At 29.8% G+C, this 25,119-nt stretch carries 19 protein-coding genes; 1 reads left to right on the plus strand and 18 read right to left on the minus strand.

Going from position 1 to position 25,119, the window contains the following annotated elements; genetic code table 11:
- Positions 1-121: 121 nt before the first annotated feature.
- From FMG_RS09265 to FMG_RS09290, 6 genes are all read right to left on the minus strand, one after another.
- The gene (locus FMG_RS09265; protein ID WP_012289958.1) at positions 122-6,316 is read right to left on the minus strand and encodes a SpaA isopeptide-forming pilin-related protein; all 6,195 of its coding nucleotides are present in this window, start codon (positions 6,314-6,316) and stop codon (positions 122-124) included.
- Positions 6,316-6,924 (minus strand): SpaA isopeptide-forming pilin-related protein, encoded by a 609-nt coding sequence (locus tag FMG_RS09270; RefSeq protein WP_012289959.1) that lies wholly within the window; start codon positions 6,922-6,924, stop codon positions 6,316-6,318. Before FMG_RS09270 ends, FMG_RS09265 begins: the two co-directional genes overlap by 1 nt.
- Before the next feature lies 1 nt (position 6,925).
- Positions 6,926-7,765: a sortase gene (locus FMG_RS09275; RefSeq protein WP_041250688.1), complete on the minus strand. Its 840-nt coding sequence runs from the start codon at positions 7,763-7,765 to the stop codon at positions 6,926-6,928.
- A gap of 74 nt (positions 7,766-7,839) precedes the next feature.
- Positions 7,840-9,630 (minus strand): SpaH/EbpB family LPXTG-anchored major pilin, encoded by a 1,791-nt coding sequence (locus FMG_RS09280; protein WP_012289961.1) that lies wholly within the window; start codon positions 9,628-9,630, stop codon positions 7,840-7,842.
- 94 nt (positions 9,631-9,724) lie between these two features.
- On the minus strand, positions 9,725-10,513 hold the full coding sequence (locus tag FMG_RS09285; RefSeq protein WP_012289962.1) for a class B sortase: 789 nt from the start codon (positions 10,511-10,513) through the stop codon (positions 9,725-9,727).
- Positions 10,514-10,515: 2 nt separating this feature from the next.
- On the minus strand, positions 10,516-11,013 hold the full coding sequence (locus FMG_RS09290; RefSeq protein WP_158297421.1) for a hypothetical protein: 498 nt from the start codon (positions 11,011-11,013) through the stop codon (positions 10,516-10,518).
- 169 nt (positions 11,014-11,182) lie between these two features.
- On the opposite strand from FMG_RS09290, the gene FMG_RS09295 reads away from it, so the two are divergent.
- Entirely contained in the window at positions 11,183-11,938 is a 756-nt protein-coding gene (locus FMG_RS09295) for a hypothetical protein (RefSeq protein ID WP_012289964.1), read from the plus strand.
- A gap of 366 nt (positions 11,939-12,304) precedes the next feature.
- Here the strand turns inward: FMG_RS09295 and FMG_RS09300 are convergent, their stop codons facing one another.
- The 12 genes from FMG_RS09300 to FMG_RS09360 form a co-directional block, all read right to left on the minus strand.
- Positions 12,305-13,441 carry an RNA-guided endonuclease InsQ/TnpB family protein gene (locus FMG_RS09300; RefSeq protein WP_012289965.1) on the minus strand — a complete coding sequence of 379 codons (1,137 nt, stop codon included), beginning with the start codon at positions 13,439-13,441 and terminating at the stop codon, positions 12,305-12,307.
- A 133-nt stretch (positions 13,442-13,574) separates the two neighbouring features.
- Positions 13,575-14,255 carry a transposase gene (locus FMG_RS09885; RefSeq protein WP_041250690.1) on the minus strand — a complete coding sequence of 227 codons (681 nt, stop codon included), beginning with the start codon at positions 14,253-14,255 and terminating at the stop codon, positions 13,575-13,577.
- Positions 14,209-15,186 carry a transposase gene (locus FMG_RS09890; protein ID WP_012289967.1) on the minus strand — a complete coding sequence of 326 codons (978 nt, stop codon included), beginning with the start codon at positions 15,184-15,186 and terminating at the stop codon, positions 14,209-14,211. Before FMG_RS09890 ends, FMG_RS09885 begins: the two co-directional genes overlap by 47 nt.
- Positions 15,187-15,256: 70 nt before the next feature.
- Entirely contained in the window at positions 15,257-16,111 is an 855-nt protein-coding gene (locus FMG_RS09315) for an IS3 family transposase (RefSeq protein ID WP_148161039.1), read from the minus strand.
- Positions 16,075-16,641 (minus strand): helix-turn-helix domain-containing protein, encoded by a 567-nt coding sequence (locus FMG_RS09320; protein ID WP_012289969.1) that lies wholly within the window; start codon positions 16,639-16,641, stop codon positions 16,075-16,077. Before FMG_RS09320 ends, FMG_RS09315 begins: the two co-directional genes overlap by 37 nt.
- Before the next feature lie 134 nt (positions 16,642-16,775).
- Entirely contained in the window at positions 16,776-17,402 is a 627-nt protein-coding gene (locus tag FMG_RS09325) for a nuclease-related domain-containing protein (protein WP_012289970.1), read from the minus strand.
- 33 nt (positions 17,403-17,435) lie between these two features.
- Complete coding sequence (locus FMG_RS09330; RefSeq protein WP_012289971.1) at positions 17,436-18,158, minus strand: hypothetical protein; 723 nt, start codon at positions 18,156-18,158, stop codon at positions 17,436-17,438.
- Between the two features lie 23 nt (positions 18,159-18,181).
- Positions 18,182-19,900 (minus strand): SpaA isopeptide-forming pilin-related protein, encoded by a 1,719-nt coding sequence (locus FMG_RS09335; RefSeq protein WP_012289972.1) that lies wholly within the window; start codon positions 19,898-19,900, stop codon positions 18,182-18,184.
- Between the two features lie 215 nt (positions 19,901-20,115).
- A complete protein-coding gene (locus FMG_RS09525) occupies positions 20,116-21,756 on the minus strand; it encodes a cell wall-binding repeat-containing protein (RefSeq protein ID WP_012289973.1) in 1,641 nt (546 codons plus the stop codon).
- A gap of 34 nt (positions 21,757-21,790) precedes the next feature.
- Entirely contained in the window at positions 21,791-22,288 is a 498-nt protein-coding gene (locus tag FMG_RS09350; protein WP_012289974.1) for a restriction endonuclease, read from the minus strand.
- Positions 22,275-24,398: a primase C-terminal domain-containing protein gene (locus tag FMG_RS09355; protein WP_012289975.1), complete on the minus strand. Its 2,124-nt coding sequence runs from the start codon at positions 24,396-24,398 to the stop codon at positions 22,275-22,277. The genes FMG_RS09350 and FMG_RS09355 overlap by 14 nt, the downstream gene beginning before the upstream one ends.
- Positions 24,388-25,116: a hypothetical protein gene (locus tag FMG_RS09360; protein ID WP_012289976.1), complete on the minus strand. Its 729-nt coding sequence runs from the start codon at positions 25,114-25,116 to the stop codon at positions 24,388-24,390. Before FMG_RS09360 ends, FMG_RS09355 begins: the two co-directional genes overlap by 11 nt.
- Positions 25,117-25,119: the final 3 nt, after the last annotated feature.

A 25,119-nucleotide genomic window follows, 5' to 3' on the forward strand; every position in this document is an offset into this window, starting at 1 on the left:
TTATTTTCGTATATTTATTATATCTAAAAATCAGAGCAGCAACAATATCCTTTATTTCTATATTTTGTACCTTTTGCAAATAAAAAAGAAGATAGCAATTCAACTATCTTCTTCTTGTCAGCTAAGCAAATATTTTTCTCTTTTTAAAGATATATGCTAGCATTATGATACCTAATCCTGAAGCTAAGAACATAGTAGCTCCCCTAGTTCCAGTTGAAGGTATATTTTCTTCTACTTTGTAGTTGTTCAATGTCACAGTATAAACCGGAGACACTTGTTTTGTTAAGTCGATTTCCATATCTTCAGAATATGGTCTAAATCCATTAGGAGCTTTTGTTTCTCTTAATACATATTGACCTATTCTTAGATTAGAAAACTCAATTTCACCTTTCGTATTAGTTACTTTTGATTCGACTTTAGTTAACTTTGAACCATCTTTCTTAAATAAAGTGAATTCAGCATCTTTAAGAAGTTCGCCATTATTATCTTTTTTAATTACTTTTATAGTCTTTTCTATAGGTTCATTGTATAAAGATAATGCAATTGACTTCTTTGCGTTACTGATATTTACTTCGTGTAATCTTGAATCTAGTTTATATCCACTGATAGTTTCTTTTTCACGAATATAATATTTACCATATTCTAAATTACTAAATCCAGCTATACCAGTTGATCCTGTCTTGGATGTCGTAATTAACCTTTTATCCTTGTCTAACAATTCAAACGTAACTCCTGATAGAACCTTTTGATTCTTAGAATCCTTTTTAATAATTGTTACTGAACCATCTTTTGGAATTTGTGTGTTTTTAAATGTGAATGAGTTATCCTTATTCACTACATCACAAACCAAAGGAGTATTAGACAATTGATATCCAGTTGGTGCCTTAACCTCTGTTAATGTATATTTACCTTTTTTATCCAAATCTTGTATCTTTAACTTACCTTCATTTGAAAGTTTCATTGTATAGTTATATGAACTATCTTTCTTATACACACCATCAGATACCTTTGTAATATATACATCTTTTCCATCTGGGTCTTTTAATCTAAATTCTGCATTTTTTAGTTTTTCTGAATCTACTATCGCCTTTCCTGTTTTAGAATCAACTTTAGTTACAGACAAATTATAAAGCTCTTTTTCATTATAGATTGTTAGCTTTTCTATTTTATATGTGCTTGTTATCCTAGCTTGTTCTAAATCAGTTTTTAGTATATATCCTGCTTTTGTTGATTTTTCTCTAACGTAGTAATTACCATACTTTAAGCCCGTAAATTCAGCTATACCTTGCGAATTTGTTGTTGCTGTCTTTACTACTTGTTTAGTGCTATCTAATAACTCAAACACTACTCCTGATAAAACATCACCTGTTTTTAGGTCTTTTTTCGTTATTCTTACAATTCCATCTTTTGGAATTTGTGTGTTTTTAAAAGTAAAAGAGTTATCCTTATTCACTACATCACAAACCAAAGGAGTATTAGACAATTGATATCCAGTTGGTGCCTTAACCTCTGTTAGTGTATATTTACCTTTTTTATCCAAATCTTGTATCTTTAACTTACCTTCATTTGAAAGTTTCATTGTATAGTTATATGAACTATCTTTTTTGTATACACCATCAGATACTTTCGTAATATATACATCTTTTCCATCTGGGTCTTTTAACCTAAATTCTGCGTTTTGAAGTTTTGTTGCATCTGTAATTGCTTTGTTCGTTGTTGAATCCACCTTAGTAACCAAGATATTATATTTTTCAATAGGTTCGTTGTACATGTTGATTAGCTTCGTATTATTCTTATCGTTGTCTAATTCTACTTCGCTTGATTTTGGGTTTACCGGAAGCTTATATCCTTCTGGAGCTTTTATTTCTTCAAAATAATAACTTACCTTTTCACCCAATAACGAGCTACTTAATCTGTTTACTCTTACTGAGATTTCACTTTCCCCTGATTTTCCTATATCTAAGATATTATTAACAGATTCAGCATCTGAAGGATTTTCTAATTGGTCTTTAAGAACCAATTCCTCATATCTATTTTCTTTTTTATTAAAATATAAATTAACTTGTTCTGTTTTTACAATTGATCCTTTATCTATCTTTCTATAAAGCTTAAACAAAGCACCCTTACCTATTTGTTTTTTAGAATCTGTTCCAAACTTCCAAAGAGTTAATGAGCCAAACTCCCTCCTATTATATACTGTAATATCTAGTTCTTTATAATATGAGTATATTTTTGCTTCTCTAACAGTACTATTTAAAGCATAACCCGCTATCGGCTTCTTTTCTCTAATAAAATATTCTCCGTATTCAAGACCTGTAAACTCTGCTATTCCTTCGGCATTAGTTTCTTTAACTCTAATTGTTCTTTTATTACTATCCAACAATTCAAAAACAACACCCTTTAATTTATTGCTTTCATTATAGGTATCGACTTTATGAACCCTAATAATACCATCTTGTGGCTTTGGAGTAGGTTTGTTTTCAAAACTTATCGTGTTCTGTTTTTGTTTTACGTTAAATGTTAATGGAGATGACGATAATTCATAACCTGACGGTTGTTCTAACTCTGTTAACTTATACATACCGTTTTGATATAATCCAGATATTTTTATCGTTCCATCTTTACCTAGCTTCATTTCTGTTTGAGGATAATCGGCCTCGTAATCTACAACATAATTACCCTCGCTAATCTCTTTAAATACAACTCTATTTCCTTCTGAATCTTCTAACTTAAACTTCGCAGAATTATTCTTTATTAATTCTTTATTAGTTGAATCTATCTTCCTAATTGTTAAATCTATTGGTGTGTCAGGCTCATTGTTCATTTCAATAAACTTCATTAGGTCAAGATCAATATCAGTTCTACTAATTTCAAAATCTACCGGATAATTAGCTTTTTTATATCCTGCTGGAGGTTTAATTTCTCTTATCTTATATCTACCTGGTTTTGAAATTCCATTTATCTCGGTAGTAATACCATTGGACAATCTAATCTTTGTGTTATTAGAATAATTATCTACCGTATACTTGGATTCTTCAACTTTATAAGGGAATGTGAAATTATACTCACTCTTTGTTACTTTTCTATTTTCTCTTAGGTGAACAACATTACCATTTGGATCTATTAGTTCAAATTCGGCATAATACCTTTTAGATTCTGGTATTGCATTTCCAGTTCTTGAATCCTTTTTGCTAAAAAGAATCTTAGTTGTTCCAGAGCTTGGAGGCGGCGTTTCCTTGTTTTTCTTCTTGTTTGTCATCTCGAAGTTTTCATAAGACCCTTCAACAACCCAGTCTTTATCAGTTTCTGGATTATAAGGCATAGAATATCCATCTGCCGGACTAACCTCTTCAAAACTGTATTTATAATCGCTTCCAGCATCCTTTATTTTAACACTTATCTGACCTCTTGCATTTGTTGTCATATAAGGTGCTTTTAATCTTCCGTATATGTCAAGACTTCCTTCAATATATTCGCCATCTCCAATAGAAGCAACTTCAATTTCAGTTTTTCTACCATTGTAATGTTTATAAAGTTTAAAGACAGCTCCTTCTATAGGTGATCTACTTTCTTCATCCTTTTTGTCTAAAATCAATTTAGTTTCTTTAGGTTCAGGCTCTGGAGTAGGAGGCTCTGGAGTAGGAGTCCTAAAGTTCGGAAAACTTAGTGACCCTATTTCTTGACTATCTGATACGCTAACAGTTTGAGTCGTAAAACTCTTATTATAACCACTTGGTGCATCGACTTCTTCAACCTTATAAGTTCCTTTCTTAGTTAATCCTAAAATCCCAAAAGAACCAGTACTTGAATCCAGCTCAAAATCTCTATTATAAGAAGATTCATCAGCTAAATATGCGTTTGCCATGCTGCTATTTGGATATTTGTTAGCCCATACTATATTTCCATCCGGATCAGTTACTCTAAATTTGGCTGTACTTGTCACATAACCTGTTATAGGCGTGTTAGTATATCCATCCGTTTTTGTAACTAGTATAGCATAATCACCTTTCTTAGGTGGTCTTACTGGTGGAGGAGGAAGTATTTCTTTTCTTACATTTCTAAATGTTACTCGATATCCATCCTCATCCGGCAATTTTATAGTTTGTGTCGAATCAATTTTTTTATAACCTGTAGGTGGCCCTACCTCTTCTATTTCATACGTTCCCGCTGGTAAACCATCAAATGTTAGAATTCCACTAGATCCTGTTGTTTTATATTGTGTAGGAGCAGATTCTCCCCAAGTTAGTAATTGAGTTACTTTAAATGTTGCCCCTCTTAAGGCTTCACCCGTACCGTCATCTACTTTTTTAACTCGGAAACCGTACTTGCCACTACCACCACCAGTATCGTCTCCACCACCTTCATCTATTGTTGTCGTAACATTTATATTAGCACCAAAGAATCCATATCCTGCTTGAGTACTTTGAGACGGAGAAACAACTGCGAATAATGCCCAAGAACTACCATCAGTATCTAATAGCCTTACTACAACACCTTCGTGATCACTTCTTGCTCCTTCATTAGCGTAATTTGGATCCCATAAAAATTGATCGTTTACGCCTGCATGTGCACAGTTTAAACTTAGTCCGAAACCTTGTTTAATAATCATATCTGCATTTCCTGAACCCGTTGCTGTCTGAGCACTCACATACGAATTTCTGCTATAATATTGTGTTCCTCTTTCAGTACCCATTTCTCTACTAATTCTATCAGCGTCTGCTTGAGAAAGTTGATTTTGCAAAATCATCTTAACTGTTGTCCTTATTCTTTGTTTAGAATCACTATAAGTGTTAGTTGCATAAGTTTTCTCGTATCCTGGTTCTGGAAACCTTGCTCCGTAATCATTTACGTCTCTTGTGTTATTATCCCCTCTTAGATGCCACCAATCTCCTTTTCTAGGAGTTGATGTAAAATAAATTACCTTTTCAATTTTCTTTGATGGCTCGCCTGCAAAAGAAATCAATGGTTTTATAAAAGATGTTAATGAACCTATTGTGTTGGTTATTTCCTTCATAAGAGAATTAGACATTTTTATTTCAATTGAATCGGCTTGGGCTGGCTTTAACGGTAATTCTAGTACGCCTTCTTTTTCGTAATAAGTTACATCATTTAAATTTACTTCATGACCGTTAACACGAATCTCATCTATAGAATTTGCTTTGATTGATTTTTTTGATTCACTATCTTTTGCTAATACAATCTTGGTATCATCAGACATTGTATTAATTGATGCTTTACCGCTGACTACTACATCCCCTTTTACTGAATCATTTTTATCAATCTTAACTTCTACATCTGTCTTTGTTTTATCAATTTCATCATTAATTCCTAATAAAAACTGAATACGTGTTCTTCCTAATCTAGCAAAATCTTTTTTGTTTTCTTTATCTTTTATATCGCATGGATATAATATGTTTTTAGGAACATATAATAATCCTGACTCTTTTTCATATATTACAGTTTTTAAAAGAGTACCAGAACGGTTTGAATCTGCAATTATATATTGTAATAACTGTGAATTTTCTATTTTCGCTAAGTTAGGTTTAGCAACATAATAATTTGCATTTTCATCTACTTCGTATAATGGGATTATACTATCAAATTGCCCCTCTACTGCCATCCAATCATCTGATATTCCGTCACCATCTCTGTCTTTCCAAAGCTCGTCTAGATTTCGAGCTTTTGTTTTTCTCATATTAATTACTGTATTTGCAACAGTGACAATATCTTTAGCGACTACGCTTGTACCTTGACCTACTTTTGTTCTATCTGACTTTAAAAGGATTTCAGCAATTATCTTCGAATCCTCAATACTATCTTTAGTACTTTTATCTCTCTTATCTTCTTTATCAGCTTTTTCGTTTTCTTTTTTTTCTTTTTCTATACTAGAACTAAAATCATCTTGTTTAGCCTCTTCATCAACTTGAGCCGGTTCGCTATTAGATTTTGTAAAATTTGCAGATATTTTAGCATTTCTAATAACAGGAATGTTTGCCTTCCCTTCATGAACTGGTAAATCCAAAACCTTTTTATCGCTTGTTTCCATCTTAATCGATTTTGTATCATACCCAAAGTTTGGCTTTACTAAAACCATAATATTTGAACCCTTTTTATTAGTTATTGATTTGTTTCTAGTTTTTTCAAACAACAACGTACCATTTTCTGTGTTTTCTATAGTAATTGTTGCTAGATTCTGTTCATTTCCCGCAAAGGAAGTTGTAGCTCCAACAAATGAAGATATTACTGATTGAAAAATCAGCATTAACGTTAATAAAAAAGTTATAAAAGTTTTACTAATTTTCTTGAAAATATCCATTATTTCTCACCTACCTTTTTCTTTTTTGAATTAACAATCGAAAATACAATAGGGAAAATTAAAGCTATTGCCCCCAAAAGGTAGATCAAGTCTAATCCTCCTGTTTTATATATCTGTGTTGATTCCTTTGGAGTCTCTTTTGATTCTGTCGGAATCTCTTTTGTTGTTTTAGGGTAGATCTCAAAAACATCACCCTTGTTTTTAACTGGTATTGGAGTTTTTATCGCCACAACCTTATTATCTTTTAAATAACCTTTCGGTGGCGTTTTTTGCTCAAACAAAAATTCACCATTAGGCAATGTCTTTGTAAAAATATATGAGTTTTTAGATACTTTAAATGTATCTAGCACATTATTATTTTTATCTTTAATAACCCAAACACCAGAGTTTAATGCTTTTCCACTAGATGTTGTTGCTGTAAACTTTATCTTGTTAGTATGATAAACTGTATCATTCTTTTTCTTGTGTTTCTCATTTTTAACATCTTCTGTGATTTTAGTTTTCTCTAAATCTTTAGCATAAGATTTGTTAACTGGAGAAAAACTAAGTGAAAAGCAAAATGTTACAGCCATTACTGTACAAATTAATTTTTTGTTAATTTTGAACATTTTACCTCCTAGTCTTTTTGGTTTTCATTCTTTTAATTACAAAGCTTATTATTAACCCAATTAAAATTAAGATTATTAATAGGTTTATAGAATTAGCTAAAATTAAATTATTAAAAAAATCTTTAGATTTGCTTTTATTAATTTCATTTAAAATCTTAGAATCTGTATTATCTGCAACTTTAGATAATCCAGCAGAAATAATCAGTCTTTTATTATTAATAAGATAAGGTGTACAAGTTACTAAAGTTGATTGATTAAATGGCTTGTCATTATATATTAAATTACCTTGTTTTGGATCTATTACTTTTATTTCATATACCTTGAATTCTAATAATTTCTTACCATTATCAATATAAAACCTATCGCCTTTATCAATCTTATCTAAATTCTTAAAGATATTTTGATTAGTATTTAAAGTTCCTCTGTGACCTGTTATTACCATGTTTGCATTTTGATTTGGGTCTAGTGATAAAACTTCTTGATTAACTTTTTTGTGATTTTTTATATCTTTTAACATAGTATTTCTTGATAATAGTACAACACCTCTATCCAAGTTTAAATCAAGCATACCCTCTATATCTTTATATATCGGTATTTCTTCATTTATCTTTGGAATACTAATTATACCAATAGGCTTATCTTTTTCTAGTAACTCGTTTATACCTTCTCCTCTTATGACATTATCAAGACCTGTGTTATCTGAATCTTTTTTAGATTCTTTAACTTCCTGCGATTTAAATGATTTTATAACTATTCTATTATTAATTTTATACTTGATATTTAACCCTATAGGAATTAAAAGCACGATAATTCCTAAAATTAATAATACCTTTGATAGCATATTTGACTTTGTATCTTTAATATAAATCAACCTCCGAAATTATCGTGTCTTTTTTCCCTTATTTCTACCTAGTATTATCTGCTTTGTACTGTTTTTCTTTCTTGTCTTTTTACTACAAAATAGCTTGCTGCTAGTAAACCAATACCGATAGTGGCAAATATCATAGCACCTTTAGTACCTGTTCCTGGAACAACTTCTTCTTTACTAAAGTTTTTAACGTTTTGTAAAGTGATTGTTTCAGTTTTTTCGTTGATTGTGAAAGGTATAGAATCCTCTTTAATTCTATAGTTATCAGGTGCTTCGATTTCGTATACAACATATTCACCATATGGTAAGTTTTTGAATTCTACAACGCCATCTTTAGCTGTAACTACATCTGCGTATTCTTTAGCTGTACTTGGTAATACAAATGCTTTAGATGATTGTGCTTCTTTTAAATTCTTAACGTTTTGGAATTTAATTGTTTCTGTAGTTTTATCTCCCGGTTTAACTGGTACAAATGGTTTTTCAGTATCTAATCTGAAAATTCTGAATTTTGCACCATCTAGTGGAGTTTTACCATCAGATTGTGTCTTAACAAATTTTACAGAACCAAAATGTGGAGTAGTTTTTGTTTTGTTTGATGTTTTTTTATGTTCAACATCTGGTTGACCGTCTTTACCATTGTTATAGAATAAGTCGTAATCATTTTCGATAGTTATTTTTGTTACAACAGTTCCTTTAACTTTAGCCTTAGCATATACATTAATCATTTTACCTGGTTCTAAATCTTTAATTTTAGATTTAAGATCTACAGTTAATTCATTGCCTTTAATAGTAACAATTTTAGCTAAGTCTTCTTTTGTAACAACATTAAGTTTATCGTTACCTGTTTGAGTAACCGATAAAACATCTAACAATTGCAATCTGTCATCTAATTTATCTTTCATTTTGAATACTGTATATTCTTTAATGTCAGTAGGAGCTTTTACTTTTAAATTGTACACATAAGGTGTTTCAACGTTAATTGTATTTTCTAAAACTTCTCCTTGTGGCTCAACAATTCTTTTTTCTGGAACTGGTGAAAGATAGTTTACTAACTTCTTTACATTTGTAATTGTTGAATCTTTAATTACAGCCTTGTTATTTTCTTGTGTAACTGTAAATGTGTTAACATTTTTATTAACTTCGTGTTTTTCGGCTGAAACTGTTTCAACTAACTCATATTTACCTTCAGGTAGATTATTATAAACAACTTTACCATCAGCTTTTGTTGTATAAGTTTGTTTATTCTTATCTTGTGTTTCTTTTGGAATAGATTCCCATTCAGTAACTTTATTGTCATTACCAATTGTTTTTGGCTTATGAGTTTGTCTTAACTCAAATGTAACATGTTCCAATGGACTAACTGTATCATCGCCATATTTGATGAATTCAGCACCAATGTTTAACGGTCTATTTTTTGTTTGGAATTCAAATGATTGAGTTTTTGATTCAACACCTTTTTCAATTCTAGGAAATTCAACTTGTGCTGTTTTACCGTCATCTCTTATATCTAATAAATGACCTGCTGCACGTCTAATTGGCTTTAATTGATATACACCTTTTTCATTTACCTTTACTTGTGCAGTTCCGTTTTTCAAAACAACCTTTTGAATTGATACCGGTGTTTTTTCGTTTACTGTTTCACCTGTGTTCGTTACTTTCTTAGTTCTAATAACTTCGTATTCAGCTCCATCAGTTTCGTTATTTGCAGCTTTAATATTGATTGTATACACTGGCTTTGTGTCTGCCGCAAATGAATTGATAGGAACAACTGATGTTAAAAGCATAGCTGATAAAGCTAAGCCAGCTCCTATCTTTTTAATGCCATTTTTAAAATTCATTAAAAACCTCCTTAATTTTTACAAACATGGCTATTTTGACTTTGGCAAGGTTTAGAATTGCACTAAACTACATCTATTCTTGCCATATTGACCATTACAAGTCAGTAGAGTTGTAATAGTCTATGTTTATGTTTTTTAATCTTTCTGGACTATAGCAAATTAAAACAGACCTTATTCCATCGTCTGACCACGTTGTAGAATGGCAAGTGGAAAGTATTAAAATTTTTCCGTTATTAAATTGAATGTTTTCAAAGTTTTCATCAGTGTATTTTGATAGATTCTTAATATTTAGTTTCCAGTCAACAAAATCCTTCGATGTTTTAAAATTAACATCTAGATAATTGAACTTATTTTCTGTTGAGTAATTGAGAAAAGCCACAACTTTGTATTTATTTCCTTTAACCTTGTTTTCAGTAAAGTATACAGTTTGATGACTGTTGTAATAATTTTTGTCGGAATAATTTGTAATATCATGAAAAGCATCAGTTCTGCCATAGCCTAGATTATGTCCAAAAATAGATTTTATATTGCTTTCTGGATTGTATTTTGGAATAAACGGAGTTCCTGCTAAAGAGTATTTCTTTTTGAAATTCTTTCTGAAATAAAAATCTGATTTCACAACAGGAGTATTTATATTTGTTCCTTCAATTGTCAGCCATCCAATGTAATCTTTATTTGCTTTTGTTAAAGCATCATTGTCGATAATTGAGCTAGTTTTGTTAAAAGATATATCCTTCAGATTTTCTGGCTTTTTAAAATCTGCCAACTCTGTCTTTTTTATATATTTATCATCTTCTACATTTGACACGAATTGCTCTGCATTATACAGCCCGACTATAATCAAAATTGATAGAATTAATGATATTAGAATTTTCTTAAACATTTTTAGTTACCTTTAATCTGATTGCTCGGCCCTTTGTCTTCTTTAACAGATACTGTTTTCCCTTTTTTATCTTCGACAACTATCTTCCCGCACTCTTTTTCTTTTATTTCATTTTTCTTAGGTCTTACAGCTAAAGATTCGCCTCTTTCTTTCTCAGGTGTAGACGGCAACACTTTTTCATCTTTCGTAGCTTTCTTTATTCCTGTCTCGTTCTTGTAGCCATTAGTTTTAGACTCATTTTTATCTTTATTGGTAACTTTAATTTGATTGTTATCTTTATTTATTTCTAATTTAGGTTTTGTCGAATTTTCTTCTTTAACTCTTTCTTTCTGCTTTATGATATTGTCTTTCTTTTCTTTTTCTTTTTTCTTTAAACTGATGAACGAAGCACCTTTTTCAGGTTCGAGTACATTTTCATCGTTTTTAGAATCTTTGGATGAACAACCCGCTAAAAGAAGCATTGTAATTAAAGCCATAACTAATAATTTATGTTTTTTCAAAATATTTTCACATCCTTCCACCCTTGTTATACCCACAGAAGATACACGATTGAGAAGTTCCAGATAAACAGGCAAGAGCAACTGTCATAAACAACAAAATAACAATGTAACAAGCTAATTTATAACGGGTATATAATAAAAACAAAAAAAGAAAGCAAAGGAGAAAACCATGCACAACCAATATGTAGACGATTTAAATAGAGGTAGCCAAGTAGCTTACGAGTTTTTTAGAGTTTTAGGAAATGTTACATCGTATTTAAATCAAAACTTAATGAATCTTAATAAACATTTAAATATAGGAAACAACGAAAATAAAGACAAATATTCTGAAGTTTTAAAATCATATTCTGAATTAAATCCCGATGATTATAACATCATAAAAAGCTATGACAATTTACAGGATTCTTTGACTAAAAATGAAAACAGAGAAAACAATATCGAAAACAAAAATATCGATGAAGGTGATATCGAATTTAATCACTTATATAAGAATTTATCTAATGTTGAAAAACTATTAGAAAAGCTTAAAGAAAACTTTAATGTCGAAGATTTTGAAAAACTAAAAGAAGAATTATCAACAATTACAGAAGATTTTAACTCTAGCATTGACGAGCTATCAAAAAAAATAAGCGATGACTTTTATAGTGGGAAAATATCAAAATTAGAGTATACGGATTTAACAGATAAAATTGACAGCGTTTGTTATGAAATAAAAAACATAAACGCTTCTGAAAAAATTGAAGAAAACTTTCAAAACATTTATGACAATATGCAAGACTATAACCTAGATCAAAATAGCCTTGATTATATAGATTATAGGGATTATAACGACTTTTACAATGTCGAAAATGATTTTAACGAAAAAACATTAGATAAAGAAAACAAAAACATATTAGATAATGATGATGTTGAAAGAGAAATATAAAAGATAAGTTTTTGGGAGAATAGAACAAGTTTTTAGGAGAAGAAGAGGGTGTGTCAGAATGATTAAATTTTGATACACTCTCTTATTTTTTCATAATTTCCTATAACTTTGATGAATACTCAAACCCAAGCTGCTTATTTATTAATACAATTTTTACGTTTAACGCAATTTTTTTTGAAAAAGAGCACACAAAACTAAGCCTAGTGAACTACCCACCACTTAAAGCTTAACAGCTTTTGAAGTGGGGGCTTCTTGCTTCATTCTCTACTGCGATAAATCTGATTGATAAATCAAAACAGATTAATCGTCTTACACAAAGTCCACAAGCGTAACTTCGGCTAGTTCCTAGCCTACGAATATATTATTTTAGGCTACCATTTCTTTTAGTAGTCTTAGTCCTTCTTTTTTTATGTTTATTGCAGCGTTCAAGTCTCTATCAATGACATTTCCGCACTCACAAATATAAGTTCTTTCGTTTAATGGTATTTTCTTTTTAGCACCACAAACACTACATATCTGACTTGACGGAAACCACTTATCGACTTTGATAAAGTATTTTCCTCTATCATTTAGCTTGTATGCTAAGAAATTTAAGAACATACCATATCCGTTATCCATAGTGGCTTTTCCGTTTTTAAACCCTTTATTAGACATATTTCTCATATTAAGATTTTCTACACATACGATATCATAACGATTGGCTATCTCGTTAGACTTTTTGTGCAGATTATCTAGTCTTTGGTTTGAGATATGTCTATGAATCTTATTGACCTTTTTAAGTTGTTTTAAGTAGTTATTTGACTTAGTTTCGTTCTTTTTAGAGCCTATTTTACGAGACAAACGTCTTTGTTCTTTCGCAAGTTTCTTATGACTTTCACGATAAAATTTATGATTATCTCCTACATTACCAAAGCTATCCATATACAAACCATCTGACTTATAATCTAGTCCTATACAATTATCAAAGTTAGTAATCTTGTCTATATTTTCTTCATACTCAAAGATAACAGACACAAAATAAAGACCATCTGTAGTTTGAAAAATTGTTGCTGATTTTAATTTCCAATCAGATTTAGGTTGTCTATGAATCTTAGCTTTAACAAAGCCTGCTTTCGGTAGTTTTATTGCGTTATCCGTAATAGCTATAGTTCCATTTTGATTATTAGTAGTGTATGATTTTCTTGATTTCTTTAATGACTTAAACTTAGGATAACCACCCTTTTTATTGAAAAATCTCTTATATGCAAGTTCTAAGTCAAGATATACATTGGCAAGGGCTAATGAATCAACCTCTTTAAGATAAGGATATTCAGATTTATATAAAGCAGGTGTATTTTTAACAGATTTTCCAGTTTCTTTATATGATTTTTCTCTATCACAAAGCATCAAGTTCCAGATTTTTCTACAACATCCAAAGCATTTAGAAAAGTATATTTCTTGTTCAGTCGTTGGATATAATCTGTATTTTATTGCTTTGTTTTTTACTCCTTTTTTCTTTCTCATCCTTTTCTCCTTGCTTATGCTATAAATTTGTTATAAATTCAATAGTTACGCATTGTTCACCGAAATTCATCCCCCACCTATAGAGGATGGGGGATTTTTTTCTCAATGCGTGTTAAAAAATCTCGTTTTTTAATTAAGAGGCTTTTGTATATTTGATTATTTCGTATTGATTATTCAATAATTTTTTATGTAACTTGTTTAAATTAATTCCAAGAACTAACAAGTTAACATCACAAAGTACTCCTTTTAGTCCTCTATGTCTAAATCTATCGTATTCAAGTCCTTCTTTCATTTTTGAAAACATTCCTTCAGCTTGAATTGATCTATTCAATCTCTCGTCTATACCTTCTTCAGAGGTTATGTTTTCGCATGACTCTAATCTTAGTTTGTTGAATTCTTCGTTATATCTTAAGGATTTTGTTTGTGGATTATCTTTTTTTGAATATTTGTTACACTGTTTTTGGTAAGGACAGTTGTTACATTCAAAACATCTATATACTCTTTGAACTTCTTTAAATCCGCTTTTTCTTGTGTATACTCTATCTTTTTGTCTTATTAATTTCTTATTGTTAGCACAAATGTAGTAGTCATTATCTTCATCATAAATCATATTTTCTCTTTTGCTTATATCTTTTTTGAATTTTCTTGTTTTTGATATTTCGTAGTTTGATGGTTTTATGAAGGCTCTAAGGTTATGTTCTTTTAGGTATGTGTAATTTTCTATTGATTCGTATCCTGAGTCACATACTATTTTGTCTAATTTCTCTTTATATTTTGGACTTAGTTTTCTTAAGAACAATGCAAGTGTGTGCATATCGCTTGGATGGTGTGAACCGTACACTCCTACTACAAATTGACCTGTTGATGCAAGTTGTATATTGTATGCTGGTTTTAACTTGTATATTGTATGCTGGTTTTAACTGACCGTTTTTCATATGATCTTCTTTCATTCTCATAAAGGTTGCATCATGGTCTGTTTTTGAATATGAATTTCTTTCTCCCATTATGTTTAGATGATTTTCATATTCGTCTAATTTATTTATCCAGGATTCGTAAGTTTCAAAATCTCTTTGTATTTGTGTTTTTCTTTTTCCTCTTACACAGACAAATTCTATGTTTTTAGCGTCTTTTTTTACTGATTTAAATTCTTGTTCTATTAGACTTTTTACGGTTTTTAGAGGTGTTTTAAAATCTAAATTAAAATGGTTTATGATTTTAATTCTTAGATTTTCTTGATATTTAAGAATAGCTTTTTCCCACACAAATGTATATCTATTTACGTATGCTTCTACTTTTGTTCCATCGATGTATATACTTGATAGGTCTATGTGTCCATCTTCAACAAGTATTTTAGTATTTTCTGATAGTATTTCTTCAATGAATGGCTCTAGTCTTTTTCTATATCTGTTAATTGTTGCGTGATCTGGAGCTTTTTTGCCATTAAGCAAATATTTAGCTCTAAGGTCAAATTTACAAAACTTTTCTATTTCTCTTGAAGAAAATTTCCCTTCACTGTAGCAGTAGATTAGAACTTGAAGCATTGTGATTGGGTCAACAGCTGGTTTTCTTCCTAAATTGGAGTACGATTTTATTAGTTTATTTAAATCCATCCTTTCTACTAAATTTTGTACTAAACCAACTTTCCCATCATCATCAAAGCAAGTTTGTGTGTTAAAGTTCAAACTTAGTTGCAAAACTGAACGATTTAAGGTAAGCTTATTTTGATAAAATGATTTGGTGTTCATAACTTTATTTTATCAAAAAAAAAACGGCTCGCATATGATGTGTACCCATAAAACTGGACACAATATTTAATTAATTAGTTGTAGTGGATGCTAACCTATACTTTGTAGGTGGCATCCATTTTGTTTTCTTCTGAATTCTTTCGTTATTGTAATAATAGATGTATTTTTCTATTGCTTTCGAAAATTCTTCAAAAGAGTTATAGCTCTTTTCGTAACCATAATAAACTTCATTTTTTAATCTTCCAAAAAATGTTTCCATAATTGAATTATCATAACAATTACCTTTTCTTGACATTGATTGGATAATACCATGTTTCTTGAGCTCTCTTATATAATATTTATGTTGGTATTGCCAACCTTGATCTGAATGCAATATTAAGTTATTTAGTATTGGAAATTTGTTAAATGCTTTCATTAGCATATTAGATATTTGCTCTAAATTAGGACTTAAGGATAAGTCATAAGAGATTATTTCATTTGTATACATATCAAGTATTGGAGAAATGTAGCATTTACCCCATGAAAAGTTAAATTGAGATACATCAGTACTCCATTTTTGTAATGGCTTATTAGCTTTAAAATTTCTGTCTATTATATTATCAGCAATCTTTCCTACTTTCCCTTTGTATGAATGATATTTTTCTCTAGGTCTTTTGCCAAATAGTTTTAATTCATGCATTATTCTCTGTACTTTTTTATGATTTATTGTATATCCTTGATTCAATAATTCCCTATATACTCTTCTTACACCATATCTTCCTTTATGATTGTTAAATATATCAAATATTTTATTTTCTATATTTTTATTTCTAATCTTAACAGCATCAACTTTATTAATTTCAAAGTAGTATGTTGATTTTGGCAAATCAATAGCTATTAAAAGATATTTTAGTCTGTAGCCTTTTTCTTTGAGTTTTTTGACAATCGCTGCTTTTTCGCCTTGAGTTGCGCAGCGTAGTTCTTTTCTCTCAAGGCGATTTCTTTTTTTATTATTTCATTTTCTGCCTTTATATATTCATTTTCTGCTCTCAATCTTATGAGTTCTTCTCTTTCGGATTCATTAAGTTTTTTTGCTTCATGGATATTCGTTTTTTTCATGGTTGTATTCTTAGGTTTACGACCTTTCTTTTTATTTACAAGACCATTATATCCATAAATTTTATACTTGTTAACCCATGAATAAAGTTGTCCACGATTAATTCCTATTTCAATTGCTACAGAACCTATTGTGTTTCCAGCTAATACTTTGCTTACCACTTCTAGCTTTTCATCAGTTGTCCACTCGATATTATTTCCATGTTTTAAAATTTCTGGACCATGCTTTTCTTCTAACTTAAACCATTCTTTAATTGTGTCATGAAATCTCTTTTCTTTAACTCCTTCAGGTGTATCCGCCCATCTTCCTTCTCTGTACAACTGTACGCATTCTTTTTTAAATTCATAACTATATTTCATAAAAATACCCTCCTTACTGGTTTGTCCAGTAAAGAGGGTACATATCAATATGCGTAGGCCGTTTTTTGCTTTATTCTATTTTGCAACAGTACCTTACTTTACAACTACTTGTACTCCTTTGAGTATGTCGAATGTTATTTTTTTATTTCTTTTAAATTTTTTACATGCTCTCTATTACTTATATTTAGTTTGTTTTCTTCGATTAACTTCAATATATTATCAACATCTGTTTCGTTTATTATTTCTGTTGATGAAAGTTCTTCAATATTTTTAGCTACTTGTGATATTTTGCAAACTACAGAATTTTTCACTTCAAATTTGATTTCAGCTTCTGGTGAAAAAGCTACTATTGAAAAATATCTCATGTCAGGATAAGAATCTTGTATAATTGATTCAACTGCTTTTATGTGGGCGTAATTTTGCAAAATAGGATTCATGAAGTTTGTTTTATTTCCATAAATATTTTGCGTCCACTTTTTTGCGTGTTCTGATCCATAAATCCAACCTTTATAATTTTTGGTTTCGACTGAAAATATACCATATCTTGAAACGACTAGGTGATCAATTTGTGTAGTTTTTGTATTACCTTGTTTGTTTTCTAAAACAAGGTTGTTTATAATTCTGTATTTTTCTTTATCAAGACTATTTAGTTTGATTTTTACAGCTGATTCACCCATAGCACCCTTTAGACGTGGTAGCAAGAGTTTAAGAATTACACAAAAAGCTAAAAATAATCCTAAAATGATGTAGATATTGTCCATAATAATTTCCTTTACATAAAATATATATTCTTTTTAGTCTACTACTTTACAACTACTTGTACTCCTTTGAGTATGTCCACGCATACTCCACATTGTCAGATAGTCTAACTCTGGATTAGCACATAACGTGATATCTAGTCCACGCTTCAAACCTACACGAAGCATACCCATTTGAGCTGCATCAAATTCAGGCTTTGCATATACGCTAACATCAACACCACTCTCTAACCCATATCTGATTTGTTGCATTTGTCTCCTGCCGAAATCAGGTTTAGCATATACACTAACATCAAGCCCTTTCTCCAACCCCAACCTTATTTGTTCCATTTGCCAATTATCAAACTCTGGCTTAGCATAAATACTAACATCAAGCCCTTGTTCCAGACCTAACCCAATTTGTTCCATTTGCCAATCATCAAAATCAGACTTAGCATATATACTCAAATCAATCCCTTTTTCTAAACCGAATCTGATTTCTTCCATTTGCCAGCTATTAAATTTTGGCTTAGCATATACACTAACATCAATATCGCCTTCTAATCCCAATCTAATCTCTTCCATTTGCCAGCCGTCATATTCAGGTTTAGCATATATACTAACGTCAACACCGTTTTCTAACCCTAGCCTAATTTGCAACATTTGCCAACTATCAAAATCAGGTTTTGCATACACACTAACATCTAGTCCTTGTTCTAATCCTAGTTTTATTTGTTCTACTTGCAATTTATCGAATTGCGATAAATCTAATTCCGTCATTATCCTCTCCCCTTTTTAAATTTTTATAAATCAAAATCATCCATTATATCATTTTGATTGTTTCCTTTTTTCTTCTTATAAAAGAAGAATCCTACGCCTCCTAATAAGGCTACACCTAATGCTCCTAATACTAATATTATAGGAGATTTCTCTTTATTTTCAGATTTAACTTCCTGATTAGCTATTTCTTGCTCTAATTTCTTGTCTTTGTCTTTATCTCCCTCGATAAATCCTTTTTCTACTGTATTATCTTCTTGAACAACAGGAACTGCTTTTGCTTTCATGTTTTTATCAAAATTTACAGTAGCATTTGCAAACTTTTTATCTACAGTTATGGTATTTGATTTATTATTTCCCATTACAAAATAATAAGCCCCGTATTTTAAGCTATTTAACACTAATTCACCTTTATCATTAGATTCAAGTTTTTTCAATAACTTATCTGTATAACCATCGTAAACTTCATAATATGTTTTTTGTTTTTTTTCATTTGTTATCTTAACCATATTATTTTCAATGGTGAATTCTTTCTTTTCATTATCTTCTTTTAATGTAACATCAAAAACCTGACCTGCTTTGAAAGTTTGTCCGACTTCTAAAACCTTTAGTTTATAATTACCTTTTTGTAGTGCGTTTAAAACTATAGTTCCTGTTTGATCACTCATAGCCTCTCCCACTACCTTTTTGTCTTTTTCTAGGGAGACTTTAATGTCGCTAACAGGCTTTTTGTTTTTATCGACTAATTTGATATCAGCTGATGAAGTCTTAGATTCAATCTTACTTGCCCCTACATTAACTTGCGATGTGTCATTATTTGATGATTGCGGAGTGCTAGTTTCAAAGTTATATCCCATAGATTTGTCATATTCATAATACGATTGATTACTAGGTGTACTTTCAAGAGGTCTATCAGCAGCCTTAACACTTCCTAACTTTTCAGAAGATTTTGGTGGGTTATATGAAAAATCTTCGTTTGTACTATTTGTAGAATGGTTGTTAACGGTTCCATTTGAGTTTTCTCTAGATTGTTCTGCACTCGGGTTATTTACAGAATTATTTGATGTTTCATCATTATTATTTTGATATACAGGATTAGTTATCCCCTCAACGTAGTCTTTTATAGAGTGATCATCATTTTCTTTAATTTCTATAATTGATTTTTTAATTCTTTCGACAGCATTTTCAATTATTTCAAAAGTTTTTTCAATATTTTTATCATTGTTTTCTAATTTTAGTTGTTTGTCTAAAATATTTACTAATTCGCTTAAATAAAATTTTTGCGAGTATGTTATTTTAGGCATTATCTCATCTATATCTTTAACCAACTTTTCTTTTCTTGGTAGATAAATACTATCTAACATTTCATCATTAATTTTGTTTGATATACTACTATCGTCTACGTTATTGTCGTTATCTTCCTTTTTGTCTTCCTTTTTGTTTTCTTTGTTATCCTTTACATCATTAGATATGTAACCGTTAGATATTAAATCATCTTTTGGAGGTTCAACTGTTCTCTTATCTTCGACTTCAATATCTTCAAATTCTTCTTTTACTTTTTCATATAAATTATCTAATCTTTCATTATTACGTTGATTTTCTTTATCCTCTAGATATTTCAAAATATCTTTATAACTATTTTGCGTGTTTAATTCGACTGTATCGTTTGCGTAAACGTTGTATGGCAAACAAGAACCCATAATAATTGCTAGTGCCATAACTTTTGATAATAATTTCTTATTCATTGAATTTCTCCTTATTTCCAATATCCTAATTTTGTTATACCCACAAATAATTGTTATTTTGGATAGTATAGAAAAAATACATTCAAGGCTAGAAATGAAGGACAGAAATTCTGTCACTGAACAAGCTTTATCACTTTTCGCCAGCGAAAACCCCGATTTTACGGGGGAATTAAAAAAAAGAAGGAACTAGGCGTAATAACCTAGCTCCTTTAATCTTATCTTTTCGCTTTTCTATAACCCGCATTAATTGCATCTTGTTCTGTTTCGAATAGCACTAAATTCTTATCGCTTATTTTATCGTAGGACGCTTGACCCGGCATGTGATAAATCTTACTTTTTCTATTCCCACGAATTACGCCTCTACCTACAGGCTTTGTTTGCTCATTTGAAGGTTCCTTTGTGGATGTATTATTGTCTACAACTCCACCTTTCCACAATCCTATATTATTATCTTTTGCTGTTTTTTCAATTTGTCTAAATTCGTTTACATATTTAACATCTGGTGGAAATACTGATACTTGTGCGAAGCCATTAGCCAAAAGCATAGCGTTGAAACAATTGTTTGTTAATACTTTTGTATCTATTTTTGAAGTTGGCTCATTTATCCAAACATATCTTAATAGTCTTGAATATCTATCTCTTTCGGAAACATCCTTTTCTAAATATACAGTCTTTCCCGCTGGTAGCATTTTTTTAGTATAAGCACTTGCCTCTTTACCAAAGTATTCTACACCTTTTTTCGGATGCTTAGTTTCCGGTGTATTAACTAATACCATTCTGATTTTTTCAGAAACACCATTTTGTCTCTTTACAACAATTATATCTCCGTCTACAACTCTTTCTACAACAGCTTTCTCAAAGTTATATAATTTCTTTTGAGGTTGTTTTGTATCTTTTTTAGAAGGTCTTACTGCTAATTCTTCGATCGTTTTGTTTTGTAAGATATTGTCTTCGACTGAAGCTTTTCCACCAACTATAACAATCTTTTTCAAACCGTTTAAATAATCTTTTGAAGATTTATTTAAGTTCTTATTAGATGTTAGTATTATCGGTGCATTGTATTTCTTAGTTAGACTTACAGCTGATAAGCTATCTGCAAACACATTCGCATTTGATAAAATAGCTGTATCGTTATTAGTAAATGATTTCTTGGCAATTTCTAAAGCTGTTTCATATCTATCTTTACCTGAAATTCTTTCTCCTGTGAAACCATTTAATGGCAACAAGTTTTTCCCGCCTATTGCAATCTCATTTAATTCAGATTTTGGATAATTAACACCGTCACTTAAGACCATAACAGACTTATGACTTGCCATATATCCTGCTGCTGCTAAGGCATCTGGGAAGTTATTACCACTAACGATTAGTAGATTTTCAGGATCAACGAACTCTTTAGTCTTTTCCATGACTTTGACCGAAGTATCATATCTGTCTCTTCCAGCTAGTCTTTCAATTTTTGCGTTCTTTGTTATTGACTTTATTTCCGGTTCAATTCTTTCCTTATTTAACGCTTTTTCTCCACCTACGATATAGACATTTTTCGGATTTAACCTTTCTATCTCCGATTTTGTCTCTGTGTCAAGCTTATCAGATGACGATAATAACAGAGGTGCATTTAGAGCTGCTGCTAATTGACCAGATGATAAAGCATCTGGGAAATCAAAACCATTAGCAATTACAACGTTATCGGAACTTTCAAAAGAACTTTTAGAAATATTAACTGATGTTTCTATTCTGTTTCTTCCAGAAATTCTTTCAACCTTTTCTACACTTGCTTTTGTGATTGTCGGTGCTATACACATTGACAATGCTAGAGATGTAGCAAGAACTCTCTTCATTAAATTTTTCTTTTTCACACTAAACTCCTCTAATATATTTAATATAATTTTATCACAAAATCTTCGCTAATTTACTTCTGTCAATTAGAATTACATTAGTTTCTTTAGCAAGATTTTTAGCAGGTTTTGTAAAATAGCTATTTGTTAACACCATAGCTGTATCTGTTTTATAGAAAGCCTTCGCCGCTATAACCTCTTGTATAGCTTTAACACCTACATTCCTGTTATACCTTTTAATCTGAATTGCGATAGACTTTTTATTTTTTGTCGCAATTAAATCTACCCCATAATCTTTCGTAGCTTTTGTAAGTTTAGTTGTATATCCCATCTTTTGAAATTTTGCATCTATCAGATTTTCAAACTCTATACCATCCATATAATCTATTTTAGAAAAATCATAATTCTTGTATCTGTTTATTTTTAATTTTCGCTTTAATCTTTTAAAAAATAATTTTATAAGAGTTAAAAAAAGACTTACACAAACCAAAACAACCACTATGAAAAGAACGGGGTTATCATCAAAAGCCTTATACAAACTAGATAAATCCATGATTTTTAGCCCTGTTGTAGCATAAAATGTCTAAAATCTCGAAGATTTCCTCTTTATCTTTTATAGATAAATTTGGATAATGCTTAAATAAGTAGCTTCTGTAAAAGTACATAACAGCTTTTGAATCTACTTTTTGTTTTTCCGTTTTTCCATTTTCCTTAACAACTTTGTAATCAAATGGTTCATTTACAGAAATGACTTCGTAAAGCTTATATAACTCTTTTGCTATTTCGCAATATCTTTCAAGATTATTTTCAAATTTTTCCATTTTATTCTTTTGATAGTCTTGTATATGATTACTACCTTTAATTTTTCTTGTTGAAAACTTCTCATGATATTCATTATATCTTTCATCTAACTTGTCTTTTTCAATCATAGTCTCAACTTCATTTACAGGCAATGGATTATTAAGTATGTATATATTTAATAATCTAATTGTGTCTATAACATTTTGTACTGTGAAATTCTCATAGAATAACTCTGAAATATACTTAAACAATGTATTGTTTCTTTGACCTTGTTCAATGTTGTATATATCATATTTGTTTCTCGCCATAGGATATAAATAAATTGGCAATTCTACCAAATTAGAAAACATATCTTCAATAGATCCTCCGTTGAGAAAATATCTATTTTCGTTTTCTCCGTATATTTTGGCATAACAATCTTTACCTCCAGCTTTTATATCTACTGTTATTCCTATTGGAGTAACTTGTCTTACAACGTTTGTGAAATCATATTTTCCTTTTTTAAAGTAAAAGTGATATCCGTTAGGTGTTCTCATTATAGTTGTTGGAACTTTAAGATCTTTTAGTAGTTTTACTAATTTTTCTCCTTGCTCTATGTTATCTACATCTACAAGAACTAAGTCATCTGGAATGATAAGACCATAATCTGAATATTCTAATACTTGATTGTATGATAATGGTTTTTTATAATTAAAATCCTTAATTGGAATTTTTGAATCTTTACATAATGGAATAAATCTTAATTGCATTAAATTCTCTCCTTTTACATATTCACTTGCTATTTTTTTCGCTAGATTTATATAATAATCTTTGTCTAAATCGTTATAATCATCGGTTAAATTAATCGCTACTCTAGGATTTGGTGGTAGCGAATTAACTAAAACATTTGTGTTTCCTTTTATTTTATATATATTATTGTATTTCTTATCTTTACTAGCTAATATCCTAATTGAGAAATTATGAGATATATTGATATTTCCTATGGCTTGTACCACTTCATCAAAACTCTCGCCAATATTTCTATATATTAAAAACTCTTTTAAGTCATTACATTCATTAATATAGCTTTCTACACTTTCATTATTAATTAAATGATTTATTACAGCTTTTTTTACCACATCGCAGTCTTCATATATTTTGGCTTTAGATAAATCCATCCCGTATTTTAAAATATCGCCTTTTATTTTTATTTCTTCTCCTTGGGCTAGATAATTGTTTATGTTTTTTTGAAAAAACTTTGTAAAATACTTTGTAGAATATTGTAACCCTAATTGATTAAAATATTTGTCCGTAAAATCTAAAACCTTATCTTTTATGTCTTTATTTACTAAAAATATTACACCGTCTGTATTAACGTTGATTAAAATTACGCCTTTAAATTTAATCAACATGAGAAGATACCTAAACATAATATCTTCTCCTAAATAACAAATTGCTCTTCCTTTTTCTAAATCATAATATTTGCTAGATTTTTGCAAAATACTTCCGTAAAAATTATTTATTAGTGGTTTTAGAGATTTATTGCCATTTTCATTTTTTTCTTTTAATAATCCTTTAAAGATTTTCCTAGATTCATCTGAGAAACTATCTGGAAATAAATCATAATTACAGATTAATGATGGATATTGTGAATCTATGTCTATATTAATTATAGAATAACTATCGTTAGAATTATATATAGAATTATTAGTCGCAGCGTGTATTCCACCAGATTTTAGATACACATAGAAATTCTCTACATATCCTGAATCTTTTAGATTATATTTGATATATTGTTTCTCTGTTGTTTTTTGTGCTATTTCAAAAAAAGCCTTTATTTCTTTCGGAAAATCTTTTGTGAATTTTTTTAAATCAATTTTCACATTCCACCAACTTTCCGATTAATTCTCTATCTGTCATATTTAAAGCATCTTTGAATTTATTCAAATACTGAACTCTAGTTTTATAGTAACCATTTCTTTCATTTAACAATTTTATGTATACATTAAATTGCTCTTTTACTTTATCCATAGGATTATCATAATTTAAATCACTAATTAAATGATTATTAATCTCTTCTTTAGATAAAGTATTTTTAAAATTATTTTTTAAGTCTATCATTTTCAAAAACGGAAACTTAGGTTCTTTAATTTTAATATTTGTTTCATAGTCAAAAATTTTATACCCTCTCACACCTTGTTTAAGGAGGTTTTTTACATATAGAAGACCATTTATATCAAGAGAATATAAAAGCCCCTTTAAAAGCCAAATATCACGATATTTTATGTCAAAACCTAATAATTCAATATCTTTTTTATATAATAGATCAGATACTTCTTTTCTACTAAATTTAAATAACAAAATATTATCAGTATTGGTTATTTTTTCTATTTCTCTTTCAAATATAATTTTTTCTATAAAAGAATCAATTTTATAAAGAGCTGTATAGAAAATATCCTCGTAAATGAAGCAGTCAAACAAGCAATACATTTTTCCTTTTTCTTCTAGAAAATCTTCGTAAATATTTTTATTTAATATCTCGTCATATTCATTTGTAGAAAATGTTATGAATTTTTGTAAATCACTTAAATAATCTTCCAAAAT

The sequence above is a fragment of the Finegoldia magna ATCC 29328 genome (genome assembly GCF_000010185.1).
GTDB classification, from domain to species: domain Bacteria; phylum Bacillota; class Clostridia; order Tissierellales; family Peptoniphilaceae; genus Finegoldia; species Finegoldia magna_H.

Bases quoted from the DNA above. Each gene is read 5' to 3' on its own strand.
- FMG_RS09285 (WP_012289962.1), bottom strand. From the start codon at position 10,513: ATGTTTAAGAAAATTCTAATATCATTAATTCTATCAATTTTGATTATA.
- FMG_RS09330 (WP_012289971.1), bottom strand. From the start codon at position 18,158: ATGACGGAATTAGATTTATCGCAATTCGATAAATTGCAAGTAGAACAA.
- FMG_RS09270 (WP_012289959.1), bottom strand. From the start codon at position 6,924: ATGTTCAAAATTAACAAAAAATTAATTTGTACAGTAATGGCTGTAACA.
- FMG_RS09300 (WP_012289965.1), bottom strand. From the start codon at position 13,441: ATGAGAAAGAAAAAAGGAGTAAAAAACAAAGCAATAAAATACAGATTA.
- FMG_RS09295 (WP_012289964.1), top strand. From the start codon at position 11,183: ATGCACAACCAATATGTAGACGATTTAAATAGAGGTAGCCAAGTAGCT.
- FMG_RS09280 (WP_012289961.1), bottom strand. From the start codon at position 9,630: ATGAATTTTAAAAATGGCATTAAAAAGATAGGAGCTGGCTTAGCTTTA.
- FMG_RS09320 (WP_012289969.1), bottom strand. From the start codon at position 16,641: ATGAAATATAGTTATGAATTTAAAAAAGAATGCGTACAGTTGTACAGA.
- FMG_RS09275 (WP_041250688.1), bottom strand. From the start codon at position 7,765: ATGCTATCAAAGGTATTATTAATTTTAGGAATTATCGTGCTTTTAATT.
- FMG_RS09325 (WP_012289970.1), bottom strand. From the start codon at position 17,402: ATGGACAATATCTACATCATTTTAGGATTATTTTTAGCTTTTTGTGTA.
- FMG_RS09890 (WP_012289967.1), bottom strand. From the start codon at position 15,186: ATGAACACCAAATCATTTTATCAAAATAAGCTTACCTTAAATCGTTCA.
- FMG_RS09885 (WP_041250690.1), bottom strand. From the start codon at position 14,255: ATGCACACACTTGCATTGTTCTTAAGAAAACTAAGTCCAAAATATAAA.
- FMG_RS09350 (WP_012289974.1), bottom strand. From the start codon at position 22,288: ATGGATTTATCTAGTTTGTATAAGGCTTTTGATGATAACCCCGTTCTT.
- FMG_RS09335 (WP_012289972.1), bottom strand. From the start codon at position 19,900: ATGAATAAGAAATTATTATCAAAAGTTATGGCACTAGCAATTATTATG.
- FMG_RS09265 (WP_012289958.1), bottom strand. From the start codon at position 6,316: ATGGATATTTTCAAGAAAATTAGTAAAACTTTTATAACTTTTTTATTA.